Consider the following 23,750-nt stretch of genomic DNA (forward strand, 5'->3'; position numbering starts at 1 on the left):
CTTCTGCGGTCTCCTCCCCAGCCTTTTCATCAATTGATATTCAGGCGCACTCCATCAAGATAGCTTAGGCTTCTGGCCATACTCTGAACATTTTGTGTTCCTTCACGAATCATCAGGAGCCTCTCCAGACCAAAGCCCAGACCTACCCAAGGATCAAATATCTCCCATTGTTCATCAAGGAAGTGGGGTCCCATGGCCCCTGAAGCAAGCTCCAGCTCCCCCTTCATCACATCTACCGTATCTCCATAAACCACAGAGGATTCGGTAACCAGCTCAAACTCCCTTATTCCCGCAGCCTCCAGAACCCAATGAGCCATGTCCTCAAGGCGTTGGTGCCGCTCTTCCAGGGGTGTTCCCAGTTCCGTGAGATTCAGCATGGTAAATTCATTGAGATGCTGCGCCCCCTGGGACTCTTTCCGGTAGCAGGTTCCAATCTCAAAAATCCTGATCGGCTTATCCCACAAGCGCTCCAGCTCCCGCCACAAAGTGTATAGGTTGGGAGCCAGCATCGGCCGTAAACATTTCTTCCCACCCAACCAAAAAACCTGAGAAAACAAGGGATGATCCTCCCCTATGGTCATCTTTGCCAGGGCTGACTTTGTAATAATCGTCGGGGTTACCACCTGAACAAATCCCTGCTGGTGCAATGCTTTCGCTAACCGCTCTTCGAGCTCGATCAAAGCGGGGCGGCGTTTAACCGTGCGCAATTGTTCCAAATGGCGTTTGCCCTGACCCATCAACTGATGCTCGATTCCCTGAAAAGCGCGGTCACGGCTTAGTGCATCAGCAAAACCCATTGCCAGCTGCTCCCCGGAAGCATTAAGTTCTTTCAAGCGCTGATATTGAACCGCTGTCCAAGAGCTGCTCACGTGTGGTCCCTCCTCGCTGCAAACATAACTATGGCGGGGAGTACGGGAGTTTCACCCGCCTGCACGAATTTAGAGTCCGTGTGATCTATTCGATCCACCCCCCAGGATTTTTTTAAATATTGCAATTCTTGTGCCAAATACACCGAGGAACACAGCAAGCCTGGCTCATCAGGAGAGCCGGGCCGCAACGAGTCATTTTTTATATTGTCTGAGTCACTACTACTCTTTCTAAGTATAATCGACTTAATCCACTCTTTACCGTTTCTTGGCATCAAACACCAGGGTCTTCATAACCACAGGGATAACGCGCCCCCCCATCAGAGGGTTGCCAATATCAATATAATCGCAATTTTCCAGAGAGAGCTGATCAATACAAATCAATTCTTTGTGTTTTCCGCACAGAGCCGCGAGGCATTGACCAAGAATCTTGCCGCAGTCCTTTTCCATGATCAGAATTAAGGGCTTATCCCCGGCAAGAAGTTCATCTACCCCCCGCACAATGCCTTTGGCTAAGGTTTGAATGTCCAAAAAGGAGAGGGTTTTCGGACCCTGAAAAGCCAGAGCGAGATGCTGGCTTTGTCCCTCCGTATAGAGAAGGGATAGGCTCTTCCTCACACGATCTCCTATTTCTTCCGCATCAGCGGGGATTTCGCCGGACCCCTCAGGAAAGGGTTTAGCCACTAAGATATTGCGAAGGGGTAAACCTGCTTGCCCTTGCACATGGATCGTACTTCCGCTCAGACTGATAGACTGTGTACCGGTTCCGATCACCGTGGCCCGCACCGTTTCCAGGGGCTTTACCAGGGCCAGGCCGGTGCCCCTTATTTTTTCCCTCAGCATCCAGCCCAGCAACGGACCCATATCGCCGAAAGCACTGACCTCTTCCATAGAACAGGGCGGTGAGTCCTTGTAAACGTAATCCGCCACTCCCCCGGATACCATGATGCTGTTCAGGGGATAATTCAAAGCCAAGGGGGGGACCATCAGAAGTTCCTCCGTTAATGGAGAAAGTCTTTTGATCAAAATAACTTCCACAATCGACTGGGCCATCAGGGCGGTGATTTCCCTTAAGTGCTCCAGTTGAATAACTTCCCCCACCCTGATCCAGCGACCCATAGCTTTGAATACAGCCTGCATCGGCTGGGCAATATAGGTAACCCTATCTCCTCCAGGCTCAATTTCCAGCAGACGCCCTCCTATATTCAGACATGAGGTATCAATCGCCTGACCCTCCCGGAATACGGCAAAATTCGAAGTTCCGCCGCCTACATCGATATTGACAATCTCCTGATGCTTTTCAGCCGAATAAGCCGCGGCCCCCGAGCCCTTCCCCGCATAGATCGACTCCAGGTTGGGACCGGCGGTAGCGACCACAAAATCCCCGGCAAAACCGGCCAGTACTCCTAACAGTGCTTTGGCATTTTCTTTTTTGGCGGTTTCTCCTGTAATAATTACCGCTCCGCTGTCAATATCCCGGGGCGTCACGGCCGCTAACCGATATTCGTCTTCGACCAGACGGGAAATCTCCTCCCCATTGATGAGGTGATGATCCAAAAGGGGAGTCAAATGAATCCGGCTCCGGTGAATCACCTCTTTAGCGGTGATCAAGACACGGGGAACCAGGGTGGCACTGGCAGTATTTTCAATGGTTAGGCGGCTTATGACCAATTGAGTGGTGGTGGTCCCAATGTCGATTCCCACACTCATTATGATTTGACTATCCGACTGATTCATCAGCACACACCTACGTTCTGCTTATGATATAACCATTATGCTATAACAAACCCTTGCTATCACTTGTTTATTTGGGGCAGAATCATTTCCATCTCAGGATGAGGTCTGGGGATGACGTGTACGGAGATCAGCTCCCCGACCCGCCCGGCTGCAGCCGCACCGGCATCTGTAGCGGCTTTGACCGCGCCCACATCTCCCCGCACCATAACGGTGACCAAGCCGCCTCCAACATGAGTCTTGCCGATTAAGGACACGTTTGCCGCTTTAACCATAGCGTCGGCTGCCTCAATCGCTCCCACCAAACCTTTGGTCTCAATCATGCCTAAGGCATCGATCATAAGAAATTCCTCCCTTATACTTTCTTATCCTTAATCCTATCGTTAATCGCATTGTTAATCCTATTGCAATCAATCCTTACCCCATTTGAGTAAGACGGACCCCGCTTGCCTTGGCTTTAAGCACCTGTTTAATCACATCCGTCAGATGAGCCCCAGCCTCGGCCGGCGGAATTCCACCTTTATGAATGTTGGATATAACCGTTCTGTCTGCTTCCACAGTTGTTTCATCAGGGCGATAGATCATATAAGCGCTGAGACTCTCCGCTGTCCCCAGGCCAGGGCGTTCGCCGATTAGAGAAATGATCATATCCGCATTGAGAAGGTTGGCCACCTGGTCTTCAACCCAAACCCGTCCATATCGGATAAAAAACGGTGTACCCATTTTTATGCCAGCAACAGCAAGCCCTTGGGTTAAGGCAGGCAAGAGGTCGGGAATATTGGCTTCAATAGCGCTGGAACTTAATCCGTCAACGACAATAATCTGCACCTGAATATCTTTTTCACACTTCTGGGTGATGATTTGGATCGCTTCCTTAGAAAGCCGTCTGCCCAATTCAGGGTGGGTAAGAAATCCTTCTTTATCCTGGGCTGAACTTTGCACGGCAAAGAGATTCATCCGGTTTAAAAATTCAGGAGAAACATCCGTGAACACGGCATCCTGGGCAACGGCATGGTCGGCCAGAAATTTTAATAGAGAGGCGGTTTTCATTCTCGCGCCGGCTCTCCCAATGCCAATGCGGGCCGGAGTCGTTGCTTTCATGGCCTTAATAGCCTCTAAATTAACCGGTTTAGAAACCAACACTTCATCGGCCGGCATGAGCGTGACCATGTCTTCCTGCCCAAGCTCATGGGCAGGGATATCTCTAAAGGCATCGGATATCATGGTTTCCTTTTCTCCAGGAAGATTCTTGGCAGAAAAAGAGGACCCCTCTTTTAATAACTCATCCAGGATGCTTTGGAGTATTTTTTCTAAATCCTTTTCAGCTGCATGCATCATTATCCCTCCCTTCTATTTTTCGAAAATAGACGGATCCCCCGCCCGTTCTGTAAGCTGTCCATTCTCCATGATTCCCATCTTCTCCAGCCATTTCTCGAACTCAGGCAAGGGGCGCAGTCCCAGAATTTCACGGGTTGCGGCATCATCATGATAACTTGTATCCTGATAACTGAGCATGACGTCGTCTCCTCCGGGAAGACCCATAAAGTAATTAGCACCAGCCATAGCGCAGAGCAGTGTGGCAATTTCCTGATCATTTTGATCGGCTTTCATATGATTGGTATAACAGGGAGCGATTCCCATGGGCAAACCATGGAGCTTGCCCATAAACAAATCTTCCAGATCCGCCCGGATGACTTCCCGGCCCGAGTAAATGGTCTCCGGTCCGATAAATCCCGATACATTGTTGAGCAGGAAAGGCCGGTAGCGGCGGCCGAATCCATAGGTCCTGGACTCCAAGGTCATCATATCCACACCATGGTGAGCATCCAGGGAAATCTCCGACCCCTGGCCGGTCTCGAAATACATTAAATTCGGCCCAGTGGCCGTTCCATGGCGCTGAATCAGCGCAAAGGCTTCATCAATCAGTTCCTTGGAGATGCCAAAGGCCTCATTGGCCTTTTGGGTTCCCGCGATACTCTGAAACACAAGATCGATGGGAACCCCCTTAGCAATCGCTTTCATTTGGGTGGTAATATGAGCAAGGACACAATTTTGCGTCGGAATCTTCCATTGCTGCATAAATTCTTTGACCGTTTCCAAAATCCGGGCCATCGTGTCCACATTATCTTCCACAGGATTAATGCCAATCACGGCATCCCCCGAACCATAGGATAACCCTTCTTTTAAGGATGCCATCACCCCTTCTACTGAATCGGTGGGATGATTGGGCTGACATCGGAAGGCTAAAGTTCCCGGAATACCGATGGTGGTATTGCAATGAGCCTGATGCCGCATTTTTTTCGAACCATAGACCAGATCCATGTTGGACATGAGTTTGGCAACGGCGGCAATCATTTCGCTGGTTAAGCCCCGGCTGATATGATTAAGCTGGCTGCCTGTGGTGCCATGTTCGAGAATATACTCCCGAAGCTCACCCACTGTCCAGCTCTTCATTTCCTGGTAGATCCTTAAATTAAGCTCATCATAAATCACCCGGGTTACTTCATCCTCTTCATAAGGCAAAACCGGATGATTATAAAGTTCCTCAAGGGTAAGATTGCTTAAGACCAATTTAGCGGCAACCCGTTCCGAAGCGGATGCCGCTCCTATTCCAGCTAAAACATCACCGGATTTCTCCTCATTGGCTTTAGCCAGAACTTCTTTAAGGTCTTTAAAAGCAAAGACCTTATTATATACCTTTGCTTTCAAAATCATGAAGCTTTCCCCCAATCTTTCCTTTCATAGTTCAGATTATGTTTGGAACGTTTCTTTGTCAATAATCCCGATCACCATGGCATCAATGGGAGAACGCTGATCCTCCAGACTTTGCCGGGCTGATGAACCACTGGCGATCATGACGATTTCCGTTTCTCCTGCTCCGATGCGATCTGCTGCAATCAAGGTATTCCCATATTTCTCAAAGCGAGGTCTCCCGCTCTCTTCATACATCAACGTCACCGGTTGTACCACAAGGAATTTGAGACCTGTTAAAGATTCTTCCTTTCGTGTTGACCAGACATTCCCCAAAACATAGGCTAAGATCATGGCTGCTCCTCCGTCTTACGCCTTAATTTGTTGCTCACACGCCAAGATATAGAATGCACTGGACAGGCGATTAAGGGCCTGCACAAGATCAACCCGGCCGCACTCTCCCCGCCCGTCCGTAAAGGCCCGGTTAGCATACAGTTCCACTTCACGGATTTTAGCCCTGAGCTGGTGAAGCTTGCTGACGGCCGCCCCCTGTTTATAGCTCAGGGGGGAATGGGCTACGCCATAATATTTATGGGGATAATGGGACCGTTCCCTGATCTCATCCGGGGTCAGCCCCCAAAGGGTTTTAAATGCGAAGGGCTGCCTTTTGACTTCCGCCGCCATGATCTCCCGGGCCAAGGCCGCCACTTCTTCCAGCCTTTCCACTAATTCCAGCTTCCCCATGGCCTGAAAGTCTATTTGAGTATCCACCAGCAGGGTTTGAAAAAGATCAAGCTGCCCGCGCAGGGCAATGATCGAATGGTTTTTGCTGACCAGTTCACTTTGATATAGATGGGTCATCTGTTCCGGCTTATGGCCTTGGCTATTTTTTGAGGGTAAAGGTTTTTTTACCTCGGTTCCTGCCCTGTCTTCAAGTTGAATCTGCAGTTCTTTGGAGCGGATAAAATCCCGGGCCAAAGGGGTGAGCACACTCCCTTGGGGAAGGGCGATGATCCTCCCTTCGGTCTTTTGCCAGATTTCCCGCAGCTCCATTTCTGTGATGATCATGTCGTCACCCCTTTAATACTTCAGCCCATTTTCGGCAACCTCGATGACCGCCCGTTGGAAATCCTCACAGGCAGCCCGGCAGGCGCTTTGGGTACCCGTCAGCAAAGCACCGCCGAAGTTGGTTTCAGTGGGCGGGCCATACAGCACTTTCATTGAAACATCAGCCACTTTGAGAGCGGCATCTATACCATAGATGGCTTCCAGAGGGGGGGCGATCAAGTAGGCCAGAGGCTCTCCCGCAGGGATGCCGGCCAGTTTGGAGAGATAACTCCCCGTACTGGAGATGGTATGGGGAAACCAGGCGGTTTTCCCCCCATCATGGGTATAGAAAAAGGCTTCATTCTCCAAACAAGCAATACAGGCGTCAATCCCTGCCCGCACATCGGCAGGATTGGACGCCGCCAAAATGCCGATAACCTCTCCGGAGCGGGGCCCCGAGGCATGAGCCGCCCCCGCATAGAAACTCTTGGCATAAACCACAGTGACATCGGCTTTTTTCGTTGCCTCATCCAAAGCAACATAGGTCGAATCATCGATGTTGCAAGTCAGCATACCCAGTGACCTTTGATAGGGAGCTAACCCGAGCTGGCCGGCCAGGTCCGGTGCTACATTGGGAATCAACCGGGTCGCTAATACCTTAGGCTTAACAGCCTCGATCATAAACATCCTCCTTCCGCTGCAGCGCTTAATTGTTCATTTAACTAGTTCGCTAAAGACTCAATCCTTGTTCTTAGGATCTGGGTATTCTGTTTATGGAGAGCCGAGATCTCATAGTAAGGCTGAGGAATCCCCCCATTGTTCAGGAAAAGGCGGGCAGTCTCCACATTAGCCTGGGGCAAATCGATCTTGGTGATCACGCCGATAACCGGTTTTTTAAAAACACAGGCAAACTTCGGCGGATAAATCCCGCAAGGCCTCGTGGCATCCTGTAGTGCCCAAATTTCCGCAACCCGGTGGCTGAGATCGATAAGCACATGATAGTAACGGGGAATTTCCAAGTACTCCCCCGGGCAATCAATAAAAACGTCACCAAAGTTCAGAACCTGGGTTTTTTGGTAGATCAGGGGCAGATCGCTTAAGGCTTGTTTAAGGGTTGTTTTCCCTGCTCCGACTCCGCCGATCAGCAATATCTTTTTGGGCTTTTTACCTGCCGTACCATTCATCCTGCGTCAACACCGCTTCCAGGAAATTACTGAAATGTGCAACTATTCTTGCAAGTCACTTTTAGTCCTGATATAATTAATTTTGATGCACCGTGCATGCTATTGATTTCAGATCAATACATTAAGGTAGTGTGATAGTATATGAGATTGGAACAACTCTATCATCTCGTTGAAGTTGCCAAATATAATTCCATATCCATCGCCGCAGAGCGTATCTATATCACTCAGCCTGCGGTTAGTGCATCGATCAGCAAGCTGGAAGACGAGCTGGGAGTCCTCTTATTTAAGCGAACAACAAAAGGCGCCTATCCAACGGATATTGGTCAAACCATTATTGAAGCCGCCGAAGAAATACTGCAAAAAGTCGATTTCATTAAAGAATTGGCCAACACCTCCACATTAACTGGAAACATCACCGTGGCGACCATCCCCAGTATGTGTGATAAGATCATGCCCAATGTTTTATCTTGTTTGAAAGAAGCTCATCCGGGCATCAGTGTTTCCCTGCACATTGGCGAGTCAATTCAGATATTAAACCATATTCAGTCCGGGACGGCAGATATTGGCATCGTCATTATGACTGAAGAAATTCAAGAGAAAAACACTCATTTTGAAAAGCTCTTCCATGATGAATTTCTCATTTATGTGGGAAAAAACTCCCCTCTTGCCAACAAGCAAGCCGTTACTCTCCAAGAGGCCCTTGAATACCCGGTTGTAGCCTATAATGATGAGTTTTCCAGAAATAACGGCGGCATTACCAGCCTCTTAAAAAAATATTCTTCACCTAAAATTTCATTTCGTTTTGATAACTTCGAAATGATTAAACGAACGGTCTCCCAAGGAACCTTTATCTCTTTCTTCCCTAAATTCATGTCGAAAAACGATGTCTATCAGCTGTCTCATGAAATTGTTCCCATTGCTATTCAAGATGTTACTTTAGATATAACTATTGCTTTAATATGGGCTAAGCGTCATATTTTCTCTGCCGCTGAGAAGGAATTTATCGCTATTCTTAAATCCTTTTGTGAAGAAACAATGGTTGAAGACTGTTCTTAAAAGGTCCTATTCAGGAGTAGTTTGGGGAACTCCCCGGGAAATCGTCAATTTCCCGGGGAGTTTTAGCTTTACTTTAGTCTTCAAGTGATTGATAAATCACTCCGCCTTCTACTTCCTTGGCCATGGGAGCGCCGGCTAAATGGCAGAGGGTTGGCACAACATCGACGATGCGAACCCGCCGCTGCATCACTTCACCCTTCTTCACTCCCGCACCCGCCATCATAAAGAGGCATTTTAAAGAATATCCATTCAGACTCATATTGCTTAAGCCATTGCCATGAGTTCTGTTAAATTCAGGCTCCATCATATAGAAGATATCTCCGCAATGGGGACCTCCCATATTTAAGTACTCCATGTCCGACCGATTCAAGGCTAAACTAATCACCCGTTTGCCTGTTTGGGGATCTCTATAGGCGTATAAGTCGTCGATGATCTTGCGCACAAGGTCATCATAAGCTTCAGGCTCCACGATGCCCTGCGGGTCTCTTCCTTTGAGATTGACGTAAATATAGGTGGCACGCTGGGCGACAGCCAGGGTATTCTCCCAATCAATTTCCACTTTGCCTTTGACTTCTTTAAGCTTGGTGTAACCTAACTCTCCCAGTACACCCACATTGAATCCCCACATATCCCCGATCAAGGGATGAATAATATGACGATCTCTGCCAATGGCCGCATGGTCGGAGGCGATCACAACTGTTGTATTCTCATCGAGTAATTTCATCATCTCGCCAATATAAGTATCTGTTATCTGATACATTTTGAGGATAAGCCCTTGATAACGCTCATAATTCGGCGTTGTGGCCGGTATGGTGTAATCAAGATAGAAGTGATTCAGCATATCAATACCGTGAATATGGCTGCAGAAGAGATCCCATTCCTTGTTTTTCAAGAGATATTCCTGAGCTTTGACCTGCCAGTGATACATTTCTTCCATGGTCTCCAGGACGATGGTATCCGCGATATCATTATGGCGATCAAAATTCGAAGGCTGCATCATCGGACCCACCGCTTTATAGAGTTCCTCACCGATTTCCAGGGGGCTGAAATAGTTTTGCGGCTTCAGGTCCAGAGCAAAAGAATAATAGAACTTCATAGTCTTGCCTTCGGCATCCAATTCGACCAGCTTAACTTTATAAGCAACCGGTTTATTTTCATCTTTGTAATGGTAGCTGTCATAGATCCAATCACTCCACCCATTGAGCACCACTTCACCGATGGGCTTTTCGTCCTTCTTATTCACAAATATCTGCAATCTGTTGTGGTTCTTGCCATCATCGGCGACGATTAAGCCATAACGCCGTATCTGGCCGTCATTAAGGATGAGCACGATTTCCTTCGCCCCAGCGGTCTCCTTGGCCCACCCCTGGGCCGCTTTGATCGGTGCAATGACCCGATCGCATTTTGCGGAATCAGCTTCCTCTTCACTTCCCCCTTCTGCTGTGACGCAGCCGGGGTGCTGATAGCCAAAGCCATCAAAATTCTTAATCTCGGCTTTCAGCTCCGTAACCTCACCCTCGACCCGGCAGTCTGTACCGCTCAGGTCAGCTTCATGAGGTATTACCTGTACGGGAAAATCACCTTCAGTGCATTCAAAGAATTTTTCGTAGTCGATATATCCTCTCAGGTTGCAGAACATACTGGTGCCATCCACAACAATGGCGTTATTGTTGGTTGGAGGCCATGAGGTCGGATAATTAAAAATAATACTCTTTTTACCCGCCCGGTCGAAGGCATCCCAGATATACTCCGCCTTGCAAAGTTCTGAATTCCAGCCAAAGTCCAGAATGTCCAGGGGATTTCCCACCGTATGATTCCAGAAGCAGGTAATGCCATGAGTATTTGGCCAGGCTCCCGTGGCCAAAGAAGCCCAGTTAGGGGGGGTAATCGTGGGCAAAGCTCCCAGCATGCCGAGGTCCTCGGCTACGGCGCCCGATTCCATGAACTTTTTAAAATTGGGCAATTTGCCCTCAGCAATCAACTTCTTCATGAACATAGGATCAGCGCCGTCTAAACCGAGTAATGCAATCTTTTTTGCTTTTCCGTAACTTTTCATTTTGTTTTCCTCCTTCATGACAGTCCATCTTAAAAAGGCTAATACCTCAGAAAATCGACCTTCTTGTTATAGTTTTCACTATAGCCAAAGTATATTCTATGCCCTACCAATTGTAAAATTACTCGTATTTATACGGCCCATAAATGCCTTTATACGGCCGATAAATACATAGGCGGTTCCCGGACATATAAACGAACCACTAAAAGAAGCCCTGTTCCTTTAGTGGCTCGTTGTTAAGCCATCACTATTTTAATGATCTAGGAACTCCATATTCATCCTCGGTCTCCTCCACGATAGAGCGCAGCGCAGCCGCTACCTTCTCAGGCAGAGGCTCAGGCTTATAATTCTCCAGGATAGAGATAGCCCCCTCATACGCTCTTTGCGTGAAGTCTTTGGCTCCGGCAGCAAGCCAATTCTCTCTCATGGACCGGTCTATTAACTTGCTCTGAGACTGTGTTTTCATATGTGTATATGTATGATCTTCGCAAATGAAATTACCAGCGGTACCTACCGACTTGATAACATCCACTGCGAGCGTCTCATCCGTAACACTGATCCCATTGACCGCCTTTTTAATCATCCTGGCCATCTCATTATTCATTAACATTTGAGCATAATCAAAGGTGATGCCAAGTTCCAGCATACCGGCGCCATAAATCAGATTGGCGCCAGCTAAGGCGGTTAAAAGTCCGGTCAGAGTAAATTCATGACTGGCCTGTGCGTCGGGAATTTTGCTGTCCCCCTATCCACCGGCAACCCAGCTGGGCAAATTATAATATTGGGCCAGCTTCGCCACTCCGGCATTGATCATGCCCAGTTCAGGGGAACCCACCGGAGCAGTCATATTTTTCATATCCATAATCGTTGTGGAGCTGCCATAGAGAACAGGCGCCCCCTTGCTGGTCAGCTGGCTGAGCACGATACCCCCCAGCACCTCACAATTATGAGTCACTAAGGTTCCCGCTAAAGTGATAGCAGATGTCGCTCCTGACATTCCCATGGACAGCATATTGACGGGAATACCTGCCCGTGCACCCTCGATAATGACTTCCGAAGCATGACTAACAATCTGCAGGGGACTGGTCGGACAAATATTGCAGGAGAAAAGGGGACGGTCCCGCAGCTTCTCCTCGCCACCGGCGATGGCCGCCGCCATTTTTAAAACCTTCTTAAAATTGCGTCCACCTTCAACACCGATAAACACATGTTTGGAAGTGTTGTTAAAAATGACTTCTGCATTATGCACAACCGCCACACTGGGATGAATATCCTGTGGCGCCACCGGTCTCAGCACCGCATCCATTTGATCCATGGCATCACAGAAACGGGTGATATCGGCAACATCCTGCTTGGTGGTCTTCCTATACTCTTTCGTGTAGGGATCAATGATGGAAACACCTTCACCAAAGTTGATAAAACCAACCCGTTTGCCTCCCAAAACAAGATCATTTTTGGGATTTCTCCCTGCCAGCATAAGTACGCTGGGGGCTGAGCTTAGTGCTTCCTCCACTAAATATTGAGGTATCTTGACTACCTTCGTTTTAAAATCAACTCTGGCGCCGCCTTTAGAGAAAATCTCCAAGGCTTCCTGGCTTTCGATTTTTAGTCCCGTATACTCCAAAACCTCAAGGGTGCTCGTATGGATTGCATAGAGCTCTTCATCGGAAAATCCGGTAAGCCCAAAGCCTTCCATCCGGGAAACACCGGCCTGAACCGCTGATCTCAACCTGGCCACCTCCTTAAATTATTAACTTAAATAACCGAGCCTTTTTCCAAACATTTAGCGTTTAACTTTTTCAATATAAGCTTTAAGCATTTTATCCGTTTCCGGATCGAGGAGTGTCTCAGGAGCATTCCGCAAAATTTCCTTAAATTTGCGATTCGCTCTGATGCCAACATCTTCCGACCCGGCATTTTCCCAATCCGGGTAGGATTCCCAGTCTGCCAAAGTCGGGGTCCAAAGGGAGCGGAAATTTTCAAATGTACTCATTTCCACCAAGTAATTTCCTGAATGTCCGACACTTTGAATAATATCCACTGCCAAAGCCTCATCCGACGTATCGATTCCAGCTTTGACCCGCTTAACCCGGCTGATAATCTCTTCATCAAGGACAAATTTTTCGTAAGATGTGGCCATAATGGCGTCTAAGACACCCAGGCTCTGCACCGTCATATGGGCCCCGCTGAACATCCCCAGCATCAGGCTTTGCATGGTTTCATAACCCGCCTGGTAATCCAATACCTTGGCATGGGTAATTCCCGCCATGGTTCTGGTGGGCAAATGGTAATAGTCCAGCCCCATCTGTAAACTGGCCGTATTGATCAGCATGGCTTCAGGAGCACCGGCTGCATAGGTTGCCGCCTTCATATAGCCTGTGGTGGAGGCTACGGAATAAACGACAGGCACTCCGGGGTTGATCAACTGGGCCAATACCAAACCGGCGAGAATCTCTACATTTTGCAGAACAGCCGTGCCCAGAAGGGTTATGGGGCCGCTCACGCCCGCGATAATACAGGGTGCTAAAAGCAAAACCTGATTCCGCTTCACATACTCGATCATCGTTTCCAGGGTCTCCGTCCCATACCCCAAAGGGCTGAGAGGATTGACCAGCACAGAGGTGTAGTGCTTATCAGCAAGATTACCGCCTACTGCTATTTCGATCAGATCCAATTGCTCACGAACCTCTTGAGCGTTCGCACAAAACCCGATATTCGGTTTATCCGTGTTTTTCAAAATTTCATACATCATGGCATGATACTTGTCTTTGGGCGCCACATCGCTGGGATCAACCGGAATTGAGCCGACAAGATCAACCACGGGGCTGGCCTGACATAGTTTTTGAATATTAGCGTAATCCGCCAAAGTCGCCTTACGCCGTCCATTATCCAAATCCTGGATATAAACCGGCCCTACATTAGGCTGCACCAGCATCCCTTCGCCCACTGTAACTGAATGACGATCATTTCTGGCCTGCATTCTAAAGCTTTTAGGTGCAGTTTCTAAGGCCTTATCCACCATTGCTTCGGTAATGAATACTGTTTTGTTTTCTATTTTGGCACCGTGGGTTCGGAAAATATCTAAGGCTTCCTCATTAAGCAAAACCACTCCTGTCTCTCTGAGGATCTTTAATGAGGCCTCATGGACCCGCACTAGATCTTCCTGAGACAGTACTTCCAATTTTGATTTAAGTGCCATTCCTTCCCTCCATTCGATGCTATGCTTAACTGCCTTCATACAGCCCATTGCGATGGGCCGTCAGGTAGTTCATGCAATAATCATCCTGTCCCAATAAAGCCTGAGCCGCTGCAATCGTCCCCATCATTCCCTTGTCCGTTGGATTCAGGATATATCCATCCATACCTAAGGTCATGGTTTGCACTACAAACAGGCGATTAAGCACTTTTCGATTAGGAAGACCGAAAGAAACATTGCTTAAACCGCACATAAAATGAACATCGGGATAGTGGGCTTTAATGGCTTTAATCGTTCCCAGAACTTCTTCCCCGGCGGTATTCACCGTACTGATCGGCTTTACCAAAGGATCAAAATACATATCCTGATCCGGTATGCCTTTTTCCTTCAACTTCCCATAGAGGCTTTCCACCACACGCATCCGATCCTCGGTTGTTTCCGGCATACCTGTATCATCCATACACAAAGCGACCAATTTGGCTTTGTATTTCTGGGCAAGAGGGAGTACCGCTGCAACCCGCTCCTTCTCATCTGTAATCGAGTTAATCATCGGCTGTCCAAACTTACAAAGAGATAATCCCGCCTCCAGAACTTTCGGGTCAGGGCTGTCAATACAAAGGGGCGCTTCCACAACCTCCTGGATTGCATTAACAAGCCACTCCATTATCTCAACTTCGTTATAGACCATCGTGCCGCAGTTAACATCAATGTAATTCGCACCGGATTCTGCCTGTTCTTTAGCAATTTTTTGGATATAGGCCTTATCTCTTTTTTCTACTGCTTCGTTAATCGCCTTGCGGCTGGTATTGATTAATTCACCAACAATTAACACACCATACCTCCTCTCTTTTATTAATTCAAAAATCCTTTGGCCATATCTTTAGCGGCCATAGCATCTGCACAGTACCCATCCGCTCCGATTTCATCGGCGAAATTTTGCGAAACAGGCGCGCCGCCGATCATCACCTTAACCCGATCACGAAGTCCCGCTTCAGCAATCAGATCGATAGTACCCTTCATGTTCAACATAGTCGTTGTCAGTAGGGCAGATAAACCTACTACCTGGGCGTTGTGTTCTTGAATGGCTTCAACAAATTTTGCGGGTGATACATCGACCCCCAGATCGACCACATTGAAGCCGCCGCTTTCTAAAATCATGACCACCAGGTTTTTCCCAATATCGTGCAAGTCACCTGCTACTGTTCCGATCACAATCGTTTTCGTAACCGCCGTCTCTTGCCCCGCGATCAAGGGTTTTACTAACTTCATGCCTTCACCTAAAGCGCGGGCACACATCATAACTTCAGGTACATACATTTCTCCCGCCTTGAATTTAGGAGACACAATATCCATACCCGCTAAAAGGCCATCCGATATGATCGCAAAAGGGTCGGCACCATTATCGAGCATGCTCTGAGTTTTCTCCTTCACCGAAGCGGCATTTCCCTGGAAAACAAGTTGGGCCAATTGGGCAAAATCACTCATTTTCAAAACTCCCTTTCAAAATATTCCCGGAATTCAATATGTTCCGCCATCGATCATATATAGCAAAAATCATGCCAGCCCTTAAAATCCCCAAAAGAACTTGCTGCGCTTCTTTGCTTAGCCAGGCCAAGTCGGGGATATTCGCCACTTTTTGTCCAGATTGCTCTGGCCACAGCACCCATTTCCATTTCTCGCCATAACTTTTGTGTATACTGGCCAGTAATAATAACTTCTTGACTTATTTTAACAATTCATTCAAACTCAAATTAAGTCAAGAGAACTTAATCACAAAGGAAAGGAGGAGAAGCCTTATCATCGAACATAGTGTACACAGCGATTTTGATCTAGACAAAAGCAAACTGATAAAAATACTTGAGAATTCTTTTGATGAAATTTTTGTCGTCAATAAGCATGGTATTGTGATCTATGTTAACGAAGCCTGTCAGAAAAATTATGACTTAAAGCCATCAGACGTCATTGGCAAAACGGTACATTATTTAGTCAGTGAAGGGTACTATACCCCGGCTATTGCCCCGTTGGTTTTTAAAACAAAAAAAGCCGTCACCCTCGAACAAGAAACAAAATCCGGCAGGAAACTGCTCGTGACCGCTATCCCGGTATTTGATGAAAAAAATGAACTCGATTTTATCGTCATGAATAGTCGCAATATTACGGAAATAGAGCAATTGCGACAGGATTTAGAAAAAACAAAGGAGTACTACAAAACTCAGATTCAACAATTACGTCAAAAAGAACTTGTGACTCAGGATGGATTGGTCTTCCAAAGCGAAAAAATGAGAGAATTTATGCACACTGCCCAAAGAGTAGCTCCCTTTGACACCACTATTTTAATCTTAGGGGAATCAGGAACAGGAAAAAATCTGCTTGCTAAACAAATTCACACTATGAGCAACCGCAGGCACGAACCCTATATCTGCATAAATTGCGCAGCCATTCCGGAACAACTGTTAGAGTCTGAACTTTTCGGCTATACAAAAGGGGCTTTCACAGGCGCTGAACGTTCAGGAAAGCCAGGACTGATCGAGCTCGCTCATAAAGGAACTCTCTTTTTGGATGAAATCGGAGAAATTCCTCTATCCCTTCAAGCAAAGCTTCTACAACTTGTCCAGGATCATACCTTTATACCCATAGGAGGAACGGAATCCAGGCAAGTCGACATTCGCATTATCAGTGCGACGAACTGTAATTTACCGAAGTTAATTGAACAGGGCCGATTCAGATTAGACCTTTACTATCGGCTGAATGTTATTGAAATTGAGATTCCTCCTGTGCGAGAGCGAAGTGACGATATTGTTCTTTTATTGCACTATTTTCTAAATAAATTTGACATTAAATATTCTACATCCCATTATTTCAGCGAGGAATGCCTGGCCGTTTTGCAAAATTATCCATGGCCTGGAAATGTTCGCGAAATTGAACATCTGGTTGAACGCTTGGTGATTACCGTTTCAGTAAGTTGCATTCTCCCTAAGCATTTACCGCTACCCAAACATGCTGCTATGCCTGAAGATACTGAGAAAAAACTTCCCGCTCTAATGAAGACAGCACTTAACAAAGAGTTAAGGGATGAATTGAATGAGTATTCCTTCAAGGTTAAAGAAAGAGAAACCATTTTAGAGTTATATGAAAACTTGCGAAGCTCCTATAAAGTTGCAAGCATTTTAAAAATTAGTCAAAGCAAGGTATCGCGGATTGTGCGGACTTATTCGAACAAGAATAAGACAAATCCTTAACCAAGTAATGTTTAAGTCGCCGGATAGATTTATTTTTAGTGCAAGAAAAAGAGCCGCTGCTCACGAACATTCAGTTCGTTCTACAACGGCCCTTTTAGTTTTTTAAAGAAGAGAAGGACCCGCCTTCCCTGTTAAGAACTATAGCTCACTGAAATCCAAGGTGGCAAAATAATCCTCCAGAGTTTCCGCCCGGCGAATCAGCTTCACACTGCCATCGGCCTGCAGCAATAACTCAGCATGACGCAGCTTGCCATTGTAGTTGAAGCCCATGGCATGCCCGTGAGCACCGGTATCATGAATCACCAGGATATCGCCGATATCAATTCTGGGCAGTTCCCGGTCCACAGCAAATTTATCGTTATTCTCACATAAGCTTCCGGTCACATCATAGATATGGTCCTTAGGCAGGTCTTCCTTACCCATGACGGTGATATGGTGGTAGGCTCCGTAGATTCCCGGGCGCATCAGATCGGACATGCTGGCATCGACACCGATATAATTTTTATAAGTATCCTTGCGATGAAGGACTTGGGTCACCAAATAGCCATAAGGTCCCGTCACCATGCGGCCGCATTCCAGGCAAATACGCAGGGGATCTAAGCCGCTGGCAACGATCTTCTCTTCGTAAACTTTGCGGACACCTTCTCCGATAGTTTCCAGATTGACCGGCTCTTGTTCCGGACGGTAGGGGATGCCGATTCCGCCGCCAAAATTCACAAATTCCAGGCGGATTCCCAGTTTTTCTTTCAGCTCTATGGCCAGATCAAACATCATCTCTGCTGTCTCAATAAAGAAATCCGGGTTCAGCTCATTGGAGATGATCATGGTATGGAGCCCGAAACGTTTCACCCCTCTGTCGCGAACGATCTCATAAGCCTGGAATAACTGTTCCTTGGTCAAACCATATTTGGATTCTTCAGGGCTGCCGATAATGGCATTCCCCGCCCGCAGCGAACCGGGATTATAGCGGAAGGAGAGCACCTCCGGCAAGCCGGTATGCTTTTCCAGATAATCAATATGGGTAATATCATCTAAATTGATGATCGCCCATAAATCCTTAGCTTTTTGAAATTCCTCAGCAGGGGTATTGTTGGAGGTAAGCATAATGTTCTCCTCGGTGATCCCTGCTTTTTCCGCCAGGATCAGTTCAGCCAAAGAACTGCAGTCGGCTCCGAAACCCTCTTCCCTCAGGACCTTCAGAATATAGGGATTAGGAAGAGCTTTGACGGCAAAATACTCTTTAAACCCCGGTGCCCAGGCAAATGCTGCCTGCAGTCTTTGGGCGTTTTTGCGAATGGCTTCCTCATCATAAATATGAAAAGGGGTTCCATAGTCCTCCCTGATCTTCTGCAACTGCTCCTGATTAAAAGGTAAGTTTTTTACTGCCATATTCTGATCCTCCCCTATATACTATAGACTACCCACCGCTAGAGATTTTAAAGTTTGGTTGCAAAAAAACGGCTGCGAGTCCCCTCGCAACCGTTTCTTAAGGCAAAATCAAGCCTCAAACTTCACGAGATAGCACTCCACCGGAACCCCGGTGACAGTCTTACATTTTTTCAATGGAAGACCAGCTGAGACCCTTTGTCCTGGGCCTTTGCTTCGGCAGTGATTCCTTTCCTTATCCGTCCTAGCCTGACCCGCTCAGGATAATTACTCTTAATGCACTGCGCCTCTATCATTCACTCTATGAATCATCTCTATATTATGGAACAAGATGTTATCCTTGTCAATACATTGCTTCTGTATACATTACCTCTGGCTTTATTTTTTCCCATTCTGCAGATTTTCCATAACCCCCCGATTATGAAAAACATCCTCCACCTCTAAAGCAAGCTGGCCGCTTTTTATGCTGTCTTTGGGCTGCTCACCGTAATCCATAGCCTGTGAGCCGGACTCTTGGGTCTGGCTGATCACACCTGCCGGCTCCCATAATTGGCGTTTCAGCTCTTTGCCGGTGTTCTTCTGGTCGTTCATCTGGGATTCCTCCTTTTGTCCTGACCAAATCATGGTCCTGCTATTCTGTCTTTAGAGTACCCGGAATCGACCAAAATCATGTCAAAAAAACAGTCCCTTCAGCGGCTCAGCAAGGGAAGTCACGCCGATGATGAAAAGCAAGCCATAGACCAGTTTCTTGAATTGAGCTTCGTTGATTTTCTTTCTCAGAGGCTGGCCGGCCACATAGCCAAGGACAACCGCCAAAATCATGCTGACGAGGGTGATGCCAAAGGGCAGGGTGAAGCTTTCCCGAAACACAAGGATTTTTAAAGCGCTGGTCATAGCATATTGGAAAAAGAAAAAGGTAACGGTGGTTGCCTGGAAGACGTCCTTGGTCAGGTGCTTGATGAGCAAAGCGACAACGGGGGGACCGGGAATGGCCGCCAGGCCGTTGAGCAAACCTGAAGAAAAAGCAACCATGACAAATCCCTTGGAGGCTGGGTTGATCTCCCCTTCCTCAGGAACTTTCTTCTCAAGGGCACTGCTTTTGAGCTGCACCCATTGATAGGCAACATAGCCGATAAGGATAATCCCCACCATCCCTTTAATGTACAGTTCATTCATATAGCCGCTCAGGGCAACACCCAGAGCCAATCCGGGAATCCCTATGAGCAAAAGCCGGATGACCAAATCCCGGCGGACTAAGCGCCGCATTTGGAACCCCTGCACCGAGGAGCCCATCATGGATAAAATCATTCCCGCCAAAAGAGCTTGCTGGCTGGGCAAAACAAAAAGGAGCAAGGGTACCGCCACCAGCCCGAATCCAAACCCTGTCAAAACCTGAATAAAGGTGGCAAAGAACGTAATTCCGCTCATGGCAAGCCATAATTCCCATGATAACATCTCCACACAAACACCCTCTTAAATCTAATTTAATCTCTTTATGATTCTCTGTTTTAAGAGTATTCCCTTTTCTTGTCTGAATCTTGACAGCATTGTCTGTATTTCCTATAGTGAGTTAAGAAGGAAAGGTGATTCTTATGGCTCAAAAAACCAACGCTGCCCGCATCCTCGATCAAGCCGGTATAGCCTATGAATTAATCCCCTATGAGGTGGATGAAGCGGATCTTTCGGCCACCACCGTCGCCCAAAAGGTAAACATGCCTCCTGAATTAATCTATAAAACCCTGGTTACCCGTGGAGATAAAACAGGCATTCTCATCGCCTGCATCCCTGCCCATTATGAGCTGAATCTTAAGGCTCTCGCCCAAGTGAGCGGCAATAAGAAAATGGAAGTGGTTCCTCTCAAGGAAGTTCAGCCCCTGACCGGTTATATACGGGGAGGGGTCTCTCCTTTGGGGACTAAAAAAAGATACCCGGTCTATTTTCAGGAAGATATGCTCCAGCACGAAAAAATTGCCGTCAGTGCCGGGACGCGGGGCTTGCAGATCCTTGCTCTGTCTCAGGACCTGCTCAAGGTCACCCAGGGAAAGGTTGGGCCCATCGCTCATCCTGCCTGAATCACCATAAATCTTCTCCTCACGCCCTGAACTCCCTCCTCTCCTTGTATGAAGACGGACAAGAGGTAAATACTAACCTTATGTCACTTTGAATTACCAAGGTAAAGGAGAGATTCTATGAGCTTCCGGATTCCTCAGTTCAATCCGCCTGATTTTGACGGTGAGCCTTTTGCAAGCGCTCCCAATGCAACCCTTGTCGAAGTCCTTCAGGATGGGGTAGCCCCCGACCATTTCCATGGCATGTCTATTTATCCTGAATACTTTAAAATCAACGGCCAATGGCTCCTTGCTTCCCAAAGCCGCATGGACGGCGTTCCCGTGCTCATGGAGGACGGTACGATGCAAATCCTCGAATTCCGCAATCTGAAAAAAGGCCAGCAAGTGGTGATCGGGCGGACGGAAGATGCCAGTGAAGGCATTTATGTCTATGCTGAAGGGTTTGCTTCCAAGGACAGCAACAGGGATGTTTTTGCCTTTCGCTCCGGCCGTTCCCGGGAGACGGCCTATTCAAAGGATTATAATCATCTTTATGATCTGCTGCGTCACGAAAAAGACAACGGTCATGTGGTCTGGGTGCTGGGACCTGCCGTGGTTTTTGATTACGACTCCCGGAAGGCCCTGGCTGCCTTGATCGAAAAAGGCTATGTTCATGCCATTCTGGCCGGCAATGCCATGGCTACCCATGATCTTGAAGCCGGCATCCTGGGTACCGCTTTAGGGCAAAATATCTATACTCAGGAGTCTCAGCCCAACGGCCATTATAATCATTTGGATGTCATCAATATGGCCAGAGAAGCCGGCTCACTGGAAAAACTCATCAAAGCTCAGCACCTGACCGAGGGGGTTGTGCCTGCCGCCTTAGAAAAGAATATCCCTTTGATCCTGGCGGGCTCTATCCGTGATGACGGTCCCCTGCCCTCGGTATGGGCCAATGTCTACGCAGCTCAGGATGAAATGCGCCGGCAGACCAAACAGGCCACTACCCTCATCTGCCTGGCCACCCAGCTCCATACCATCGCTGCCGGCAATATGACACCTGCCTATACTCAGCGGGATGGGCAGCTGCGTCCAGTCTACATCTATGCTGTGGATGTGGCGGAGTTCACCTTGAATAAGCTGAGAGATCGGGGTTCTCTCGAAGTCACCACCATCGTGGCCAATGTCCAGGACTTTCTCGTCAATGTCAATAATAATCTTAATGAATAACAACCCTCTACGAATGAAGCCAATTGCATAAATTAAAACAGAAAAAGGCCCTTGGCCTATAGGAGGAAAAAGCATGAAAGTGAAGATTATCCAATCGCTTCGGCAGGAAGGGCTGGAGCAGAAAATGAATGCGTTCTTTCAAGAGCAGGAAGGGAACATTGAAATCATCGAAATCCAATGGAAAGCTTTTTTAGAGCATTATGTAATGATCCTCTATAACGAGAAAAAATAGTCACGAATAAACCATCGTGACTATTTTTATACACTGATTATATAACGAAAGAGCTTTTTAAGGAAACAATTAAATTCAACACTAAGCTTTCCGGGGTAGTATAGTTCGGATCCACATTAAAGTAGCCGTGACGGGGAAACTGGAATTTATCTTGAGGTTTGGCCTCTTTCATATAAGGTTCCACAAACCCTTGCCGTATTGCTAAAGAGTTGGGATTGATGTGATCCAGGAAGGTCTTGCCTTCCTCTTCTGCTCCATCATCCTGAATCAAAGGCTCATAGAGGCGAAACTCTGCCGGCACTGCCTGAGTGGCTTCCACCCAATGAATAGTACCCTTGACCTTGCGGCCGGTAAATCCTGTGCCGCTTTTTGTTTCCGGATCATAGGTGCAACGAATCTCGATGATCTTGCCCTCATCATCCTTGATGACCTCTTCACACCTAATAAAGTAGGCATCCATCAACCGAACTTCATTGCCCGGGTAAAGCCGGTGGTACTTCGGCGGCGGGACCTCCATGAAATCTTCCTGCTCGATGTAAATCTCCCTGGAAAAAGGAATCTTGCGTTTCCCCATCTCAGGGTTCTCTTTATTGTGATCGGCATCCAGCATTTCCACTTGGCCTTCCGGGTAATTGGTAATGACCACCTTCAAGGGGCGGATGACCGCCATGGGCCGGGACACTTTGAGCTTCAGATCTTCCCGAATAAAGTGCTCCAGCATTTTGGAATCCACCACACTGTCCGCTCTGGCCACACCAATAGCTTGGGCAAAATTGCGGATGGCTTCAGGGGTATACCCCCGGCGGCGCAGCCCGGAGATGGTGGGCATTCTGGGATCATCCCAACCGTCCACCACTTTTTCATCCACCAGCTGCTTCAGCTTGCGTTTGCTCATCACCGTATTGGTCATATTCAAGCGGGCAAATTCATATTGATGAGGAACATGTTCCATCTCACATTCCCGAACGACCCAATCATAGAGAGGGCGGTGATCTTCAAATTCTAAAGTACAGATAGAGTGAGTTATGCCTTCGATAGCATCCTCTAAAGGATGGGCATAATCATACATGGGGTAGATGCACCATGTGTCCCCTGTATTATGGTGGGTGGCATGGGCAATCCGATAAAGAACGGGATCCCGCATATTGATGTTGGGTGAGCCCATATCGATCTTAGCCCGGAGAACCTTTTCCCCGTCCTTAAATTCACCTTGGCGCATTCTCTCGAAGAGATCCAGGTTTTCTTCAACACTGCGGTTGCGGTAGGGGCTTTCCTTACCGGCCTCAGTCAGGGTGCCGCGGCTTTTTCTAATCTCCTCAGCGGATAAATCACACACATAAGCTTTGCCCTTTTCGATCAGCAGAACGGCCCGCTTATGCATCTCCGCAAAATAATCGGAAGCGAAAAAGAGGTTGTCCCAGGTAAACCCCAGCCACTTGACATCTTCTTTAATGGATTCTACATATTCAGTATCTTCCTTGACCGGGTTCGTATCATCAAACCGCAAATTGGTTTTTCCTTTGAATTCGTCGGCCAGGCCAAAGTTCAAACAGATGGATTTAGCATGCCCAATATGCAGATAACCATTGGGCTCGGGGGGAAACCGCGTCATGATTTCTTCTACTTTCCCCTCCCGTAAATCCTCAAGGATAATACTGCGCAAAAAATTAGAGGATTTATTCTCGTTATCCACAAATACCAACCTTTCCTACGGAATCTTATCTCCTACTGCAAAGAAAGACCTCTCCAGTAGTGTTACCCGAATTTTCGTCCTTCACCCATTGCTGC

At 47.5% G+C, this 23,750-nt stretch carries 22 protein-coding genes, 1 pseudogene and 1 riboswitch; of the genes and pseudogenes, 5 read left to right on the forward strand and 18 right to left on the reverse strand.

Annotation, left to right across the window (positions count from 1 at the left end; all coding sequences use genetic code 11):
* Positions 1 to 29: 29 nt before the first annotated feature.
* The 9 genes from pylSc to BUA14_RS09265 all read right to left on the reverse strand — a co-directional run bounded on the left by pylSc (position 30) and on the right by BUA14_RS09265 (position 7,522).
* Complete coding sequence (gene pylSc / locus BUA14_RS09220; RefSeq protein ID WP_072772347.1) at positions 30 to 869, reverse strand: pyrrolysine--tRNA(Pyl) ligase large subunit; 840 nt, start codon at positions 867 to 869, stop codon at positions 30 to 32.
* 255 nt (positions 870 to 1,124) lie between these two features.
* On the reverse strand, positions 1,125 to 2,609 hold the full coding sequence (locus BUA14_RS09230) for an ethanolamine ammonia-lyase reactivating factor EutA (RefSeq protein WP_084078534.1): 1,485 nt from the start codon (positions 2,607 to 2,609) through the stop codon (positions 1,125 to 1,127).
* Positions 2,610 to 2,662: 53 nt separating this feature from the next.
* Positions 2,663 to 2,941 carry a BMC domain-containing protein gene (locus BUA14_RS09235; protein WP_072772350.1) on the reverse strand — a complete coding sequence of 93 codons (279 nt, stop codon included), beginning with the start codon at positions 2,939 to 2,941 and terminating at the stop codon, positions 2,663 to 2,665.
* 76 nt (positions 2,942 to 3,017) lie between these two features.
* Positions 3,018 to 3,935: an ethanolamine ammonia-lyase subunit EutC gene (gene eutC / locus BUA14_RS09240; RefSeq protein WP_072772351.1), complete on the reverse strand. Its 918-nt coding sequence runs from the start codon at positions 3,933 to 3,935 to the stop codon at positions 3,018 to 3,020.
* Between the two features lie 15 nt (positions 3,936 to 3,950).
* Entirely contained in the window at positions 3,951 to 5,315 is a 1,365-nt protein-coding gene (locus tag BUA14_RS09245; RefSeq protein WP_072772352.1) for an ethanolamine ammonia-lyase subunit EutB, read from the reverse strand.
* Between the two features lie 36 nt (positions 5,316 to 5,351).
* Positions 5,352 to 5,645, reverse strand: a complete 294-nt coding sequence (locus tag BUA14_RS09250) for a EutN/CcmL family microcompartment protein (protein ID WP_072772353.1) — start codon at positions 5,643 to 5,645, stop codon at positions 5,352 to 5,354.
* A 15-nt stretch (positions 5,646 to 5,660) separates the two neighbouring features.
* On the reverse strand, positions 5,661 to 6,359 hold the full coding sequence (locus BUA14_RS09255; protein ID WP_072772354.1) for an ATP-binding protein: 699 nt from the start codon (positions 6,357 to 6,359) through the stop codon (positions 5,661 to 5,663).
* 12 nt (positions 6,360 to 6,371) lie between these two features.
* Positions 6,372 to 7,019: an ethanolamine utilization microcompartment protein EutL gene (eutL, locus tag BUA14_RS09260; protein ID WP_072772355.1), complete on the reverse strand. Its 648-nt coding sequence runs from the start codon at positions 7,017 to 7,019 to the stop codon at positions 6,372 to 6,374.
* A gap of 41 nt (positions 7,020 to 7,060) precedes the next feature.
* Positions 7,061 to 7,522 carry a EutP/PduV family microcompartment system protein gene (locus tag BUA14_RS09265; protein ID WP_072772356.1) on the reverse strand — a complete coding sequence of 154 codons (462 nt, stop codon included), beginning with the start codon at positions 7,520 to 7,522 and terminating at the stop codon, positions 7,061 to 7,063.
* Between the two features lie 141 nt (positions 7,523 to 7,663).
* On the opposite strand from BUA14_RS09265, the gene BUA14_RS09270 reads away from it, so the two are divergent.
* Positions 7,664 to 8,578: a LysR family transcriptional regulator gene (locus tag BUA14_RS09270; RefSeq protein WP_072772357.1), complete on the forward strand. Its 915-nt coding sequence runs from the start codon at positions 7,664 to 7,666 to the stop codon at positions 8,576 to 8,578.
* A gap of 73 nt (positions 8,579 to 8,651) precedes the next feature.
* On the opposite strand, the gene BUA14_RS09275 is transcribed toward BUA14_RS09270, so the two are convergent.
* The 5 genes and pseudogenes from BUA14_RS09275 to BUA14_RS09295 form a co-directional block, all read right to left on the reverse strand.
* Positions 8,652 to 10,634 carry an alkaline phosphatase family protein gene (locus BUA14_RS09275; protein ID WP_072772358.1) on the reverse strand — a complete coding sequence of 661 codons (1,983 nt, stop codon included), beginning with the start codon at positions 10,632 to 10,634 and terminating at the stop codon, positions 8,652 to 8,654.
* 244 nt (positions 10,635 to 10,878) lie between these two features.
* Positions 10,879 to 12,327: pseudogene (gene mttB / locus BUA14_RS28485) on the reverse strand ([trimethylamine--corrinoid protein] Co-methyltransferase).
* Between the two features lie 87 nt (positions 12,328 to 12,414).
* On the reverse strand, positions 12,415 to 13,830 hold the full coding sequence (locus BUA14_RS09285; protein ID WP_072772359.1) for a trimethylamine methyltransferase family protein: 1,416 nt from the start codon (positions 13,828 to 13,830) through the stop codon (positions 12,415 to 12,417).
* 25 nt (positions 13,831 to 13,855) lie between these two features.
* The gene (locus BUA14_RS09290; RefSeq protein ID WP_072772360.1) at positions 13,856 to 14,659 is read right to left on the reverse strand and encodes a methyltetrahydrofolate cobalamin methyltransferase; all 804 of its coding nucleotides are present in this window, start codon (positions 14,657 to 14,659) and stop codon (positions 13,856 to 13,858) included.
* A gap of 20 nt (positions 14,660 to 14,679) precedes the next feature.
* On the reverse strand, positions 14,680 to 15,312 hold the full coding sequence (locus BUA14_RS09295) for a corrinoid protein (protein WP_072772361.1): 633 nt from the start codon (positions 15,310 to 15,312) through the stop codon (positions 14,680 to 14,682).
* A gap of 284 nt (positions 15,313 to 15,596) precedes the next feature.
* Here BUA14_RS09295 and BUA14_RS09305 point away from each other — a divergent pair, with 284 nt between their 5' ends.
* Positions 15,597 to 17,066, forward strand: a complete 1,470-nt coding sequence (locus tag BUA14_RS09305; RefSeq protein WP_072772591.1) for a sigma-54 interaction domain-containing protein — start codon at positions 15,597 to 15,599, stop codon at positions 17,064 to 17,066.
* Between the two features lie 138 nt (positions 17,067 to 17,204).
* Here BUA14_RS09305 and lysA read toward each other — a convergent pair whose 3' ends face one another.
* The 3 genes from lysA to BUA14_RS09320 all read right to left on the reverse strand — a co-directional run bounded on the left by lysA (position 17,205) and on the right by BUA14_RS09320 (position 19,913).
* Positions 17,205 to 18,455 (reverse strand): diaminopimelate decarboxylase, encoded by a 1,251-nt coding sequence (lysA, locus tag BUA14_RS09310; RefSeq protein WP_072772363.1) that lies wholly within the window; start codon positions 18,453 to 18,455, stop codon positions 17,205 to 17,207.
* Positions 18,456 to 18,577: 122 nt separating this feature from the next.
* A riboswitch (Lysine riboswitch) is annotated at positions 18,578 to 18,752 on the reverse strand.
* A 78-nt stretch (positions 18,753 to 18,830) separates the two neighbouring features.
* Positions 18,831 to 19,043, reverse strand: a complete 213-nt coding sequence (locus BUA14_RS09315) for a hypothetical protein (protein WP_072772364.1) — start codon at positions 19,041 to 19,043, stop codon at positions 18,831 to 18,833.
* A gap of 81 nt (positions 19,044 to 19,124) precedes the next feature.
* Positions 19,125 to 19,913, reverse strand: a complete 789-nt coding sequence (locus BUA14_RS09320) for a sulfite exporter TauE/SafE family protein (RefSeq protein ID WP_072772365.1) — start codon at positions 19,911 to 19,913, stop codon at positions 19,125 to 19,127.
* A 131-nt stretch (positions 19,914 to 20,044) separates the two neighbouring features.
* Between BUA14_RS09320 and ybaK the strand changes: the two genes are divergently transcribed.
* The 3 genes from ybaK to BUA14_RS27850 all read left to right on the forward strand — a co-directional run bounded on the left by ybaK (position 20,045) and on the right by BUA14_RS27850 (position 21,962).
* Entirely contained in the window at positions 20,045 to 20,524 is a 480-nt protein-coding gene (gene ybaK, locus BUA14_RS09325) for a Cys-tRNA(Pro) deacylase (RefSeq protein ID WP_072772366.1), read from the forward strand.
* Positions 20,525 to 20,641: 117 nt separating this feature from the next.
* On the forward strand, positions 20,642 to 21,730 hold the full coding sequence (locus BUA14_RS09330; protein WP_072772367.1) for a putative NPN-dependent ornithine cyclodeaminase: 1,089 nt from the start codon (positions 20,642 to 20,644) through the stop codon (positions 21,728 to 21,730).
* Between the two features lie 73 nt (positions 21,731 to 21,803).
* Complete coding sequence (locus tag BUA14_RS27850) at positions 21,804 to 21,962, forward strand: hypothetical protein (protein ID WP_178371663.1); 159 nt, start codon at positions 21,804 to 21,806, stop codon at positions 21,960 to 21,962.
* A 37-nt stretch (positions 21,963 to 21,999) separates the two neighbouring features.
* On the opposite strand, the gene BUA14_RS09335 is transcribed toward BUA14_RS27850, so the two are convergent.
* Positions 22,000 to 23,655 (reverse strand): glutamine--tRNA ligase/YqeY domain fusion protein, encoded by a 1,656-nt coding sequence (locus tag BUA14_RS09335; RefSeq protein ID WP_072772592.1) that lies wholly within the window; start codon positions 23,653 to 23,655, stop codon positions 22,000 to 22,002.
* Between the last annotated feature and the right edge of the window lie 95 nt (positions 23,656 to 23,750).

It is taken from the genome of Desulfitobacterium chlororespirans DSM 11544 (assembly GCF_900143285.1).
Classification (GTDB): domain Bacteria; phylum Bacillota; class Desulfitobacteriia; order Desulfitobacteriales; family Desulfitobacteriaceae; genus Desulfitobacterium; species Desulfitobacterium chlororespirans.

Bases quoted from the DNA above. Each gene is read 5' to 3' on its own strand.
- BUA14_RS09235 (WP_072772350.1), bottom strand. From the start codon at position 2,941: ATGATCGATGCCTTAGGCATGATTGAGACCAAAGGTTTGGTGGGAGCG.
- BUA14_RS09255 (WP_072772354.1), bottom strand. From the start codon at position 6,359: ATGATCATCACAGAAATGGAGCTGCGGGAAATCTGGCAAAAGACCGAA.
- lysA (WP_072772363.1), bottom strand. From the start codon at position 18,455: ATGGCAGTAAAAAACTTACCTTTTAATCAGGAGCAGTTGCAGAAGATC.
- eutL (WP_072772355.1), bottom strand. From the start codon at position 7,019: ATGATCGAGGCTGTTAAGCCTAAGGTATTAGCGACCCGGTTGATTCCC.
- BUA14_RS09245 (WP_072772352.1), bottom strand. From the start codon at position 5,315: ATGATTTTGAAAGCAAAGGTATATAATAAGGTCTTTGCTTTTAAAGAC.
- BUA14_RS09270 (WP_072772357.1), top strand. From the start codon at position 7,664: ATGAGATTGGAACAACTCTATCATCTCGTTGAAGTTGCCAAATATAAT.
- BUA14_RS09285 (WP_072772359.1), bottom strand. From the start codon at position 13,830: ATGGCACTTAAATCAAAATTGGAAGTACTGTCTCAGGAAGATCTAGTG.
- BUA14_RS09275 (WP_072772358.1), bottom strand. From the start codon at position 10,634: ATGAAAAGTTACGGAAAAGCAAAAAAGATTGCATTACTCGGTTTAGAC.
- ybaK (WP_072772366.1), top strand. From the start codon at position 20,045: ATGGCTCAAAAAACCAACGCTGCCCGCATCCTCGATCAAGCCGGTATA.
- eutC (WP_072772351.1), bottom strand. From the start codon at position 3,935: ATGCATGCAGCTGAAAAGGATTTAGAAAAAATACTCCAAAGCATCCTG.
- BUA14_RS09265 (WP_072772356.1), bottom strand. From the start codon at position 7,522: ATGAATGGTACGGCAGGTAAAAAGCCCAAAAAGATATTGCTGATCGGC.
- BUA14_RS27850 (WP_178371663.1), top strand. From the start codon at position 21,804: ATGAAAGTGAAGATTATCCAATCGCTTCGGCAGGAAGGGCTGGAGCAG.
- BUA14_RS09250 (WP_072772353.1), bottom strand. From the start codon at position 5,645: ATGATCTTAGCCTATGTTTTGGGGAATGTCTGGTCAACACGAAAGGAA.
- BUA14_RS09295 (WP_072772361.1), bottom strand. From the start codon at position 15,312: ATGAGTGATTTTGCCCAATTGGCCCAACTTGTTTTCCAGGGAAATGCC.
- BUA14_RS09330 (WP_072772367.1), top strand. From the start codon at position 20,642: ATGAGCTTCCGGATTCCTCAGTTCAATCCGCCTGATTTTGACGGTGAG.
- BUA14_RS09315 (WP_072772364.1), bottom strand. From the start codon at position 19,043: ATGAACGACCAGAAGAACACCGGCAAAGAGCTGAAACGCCAATTATGG.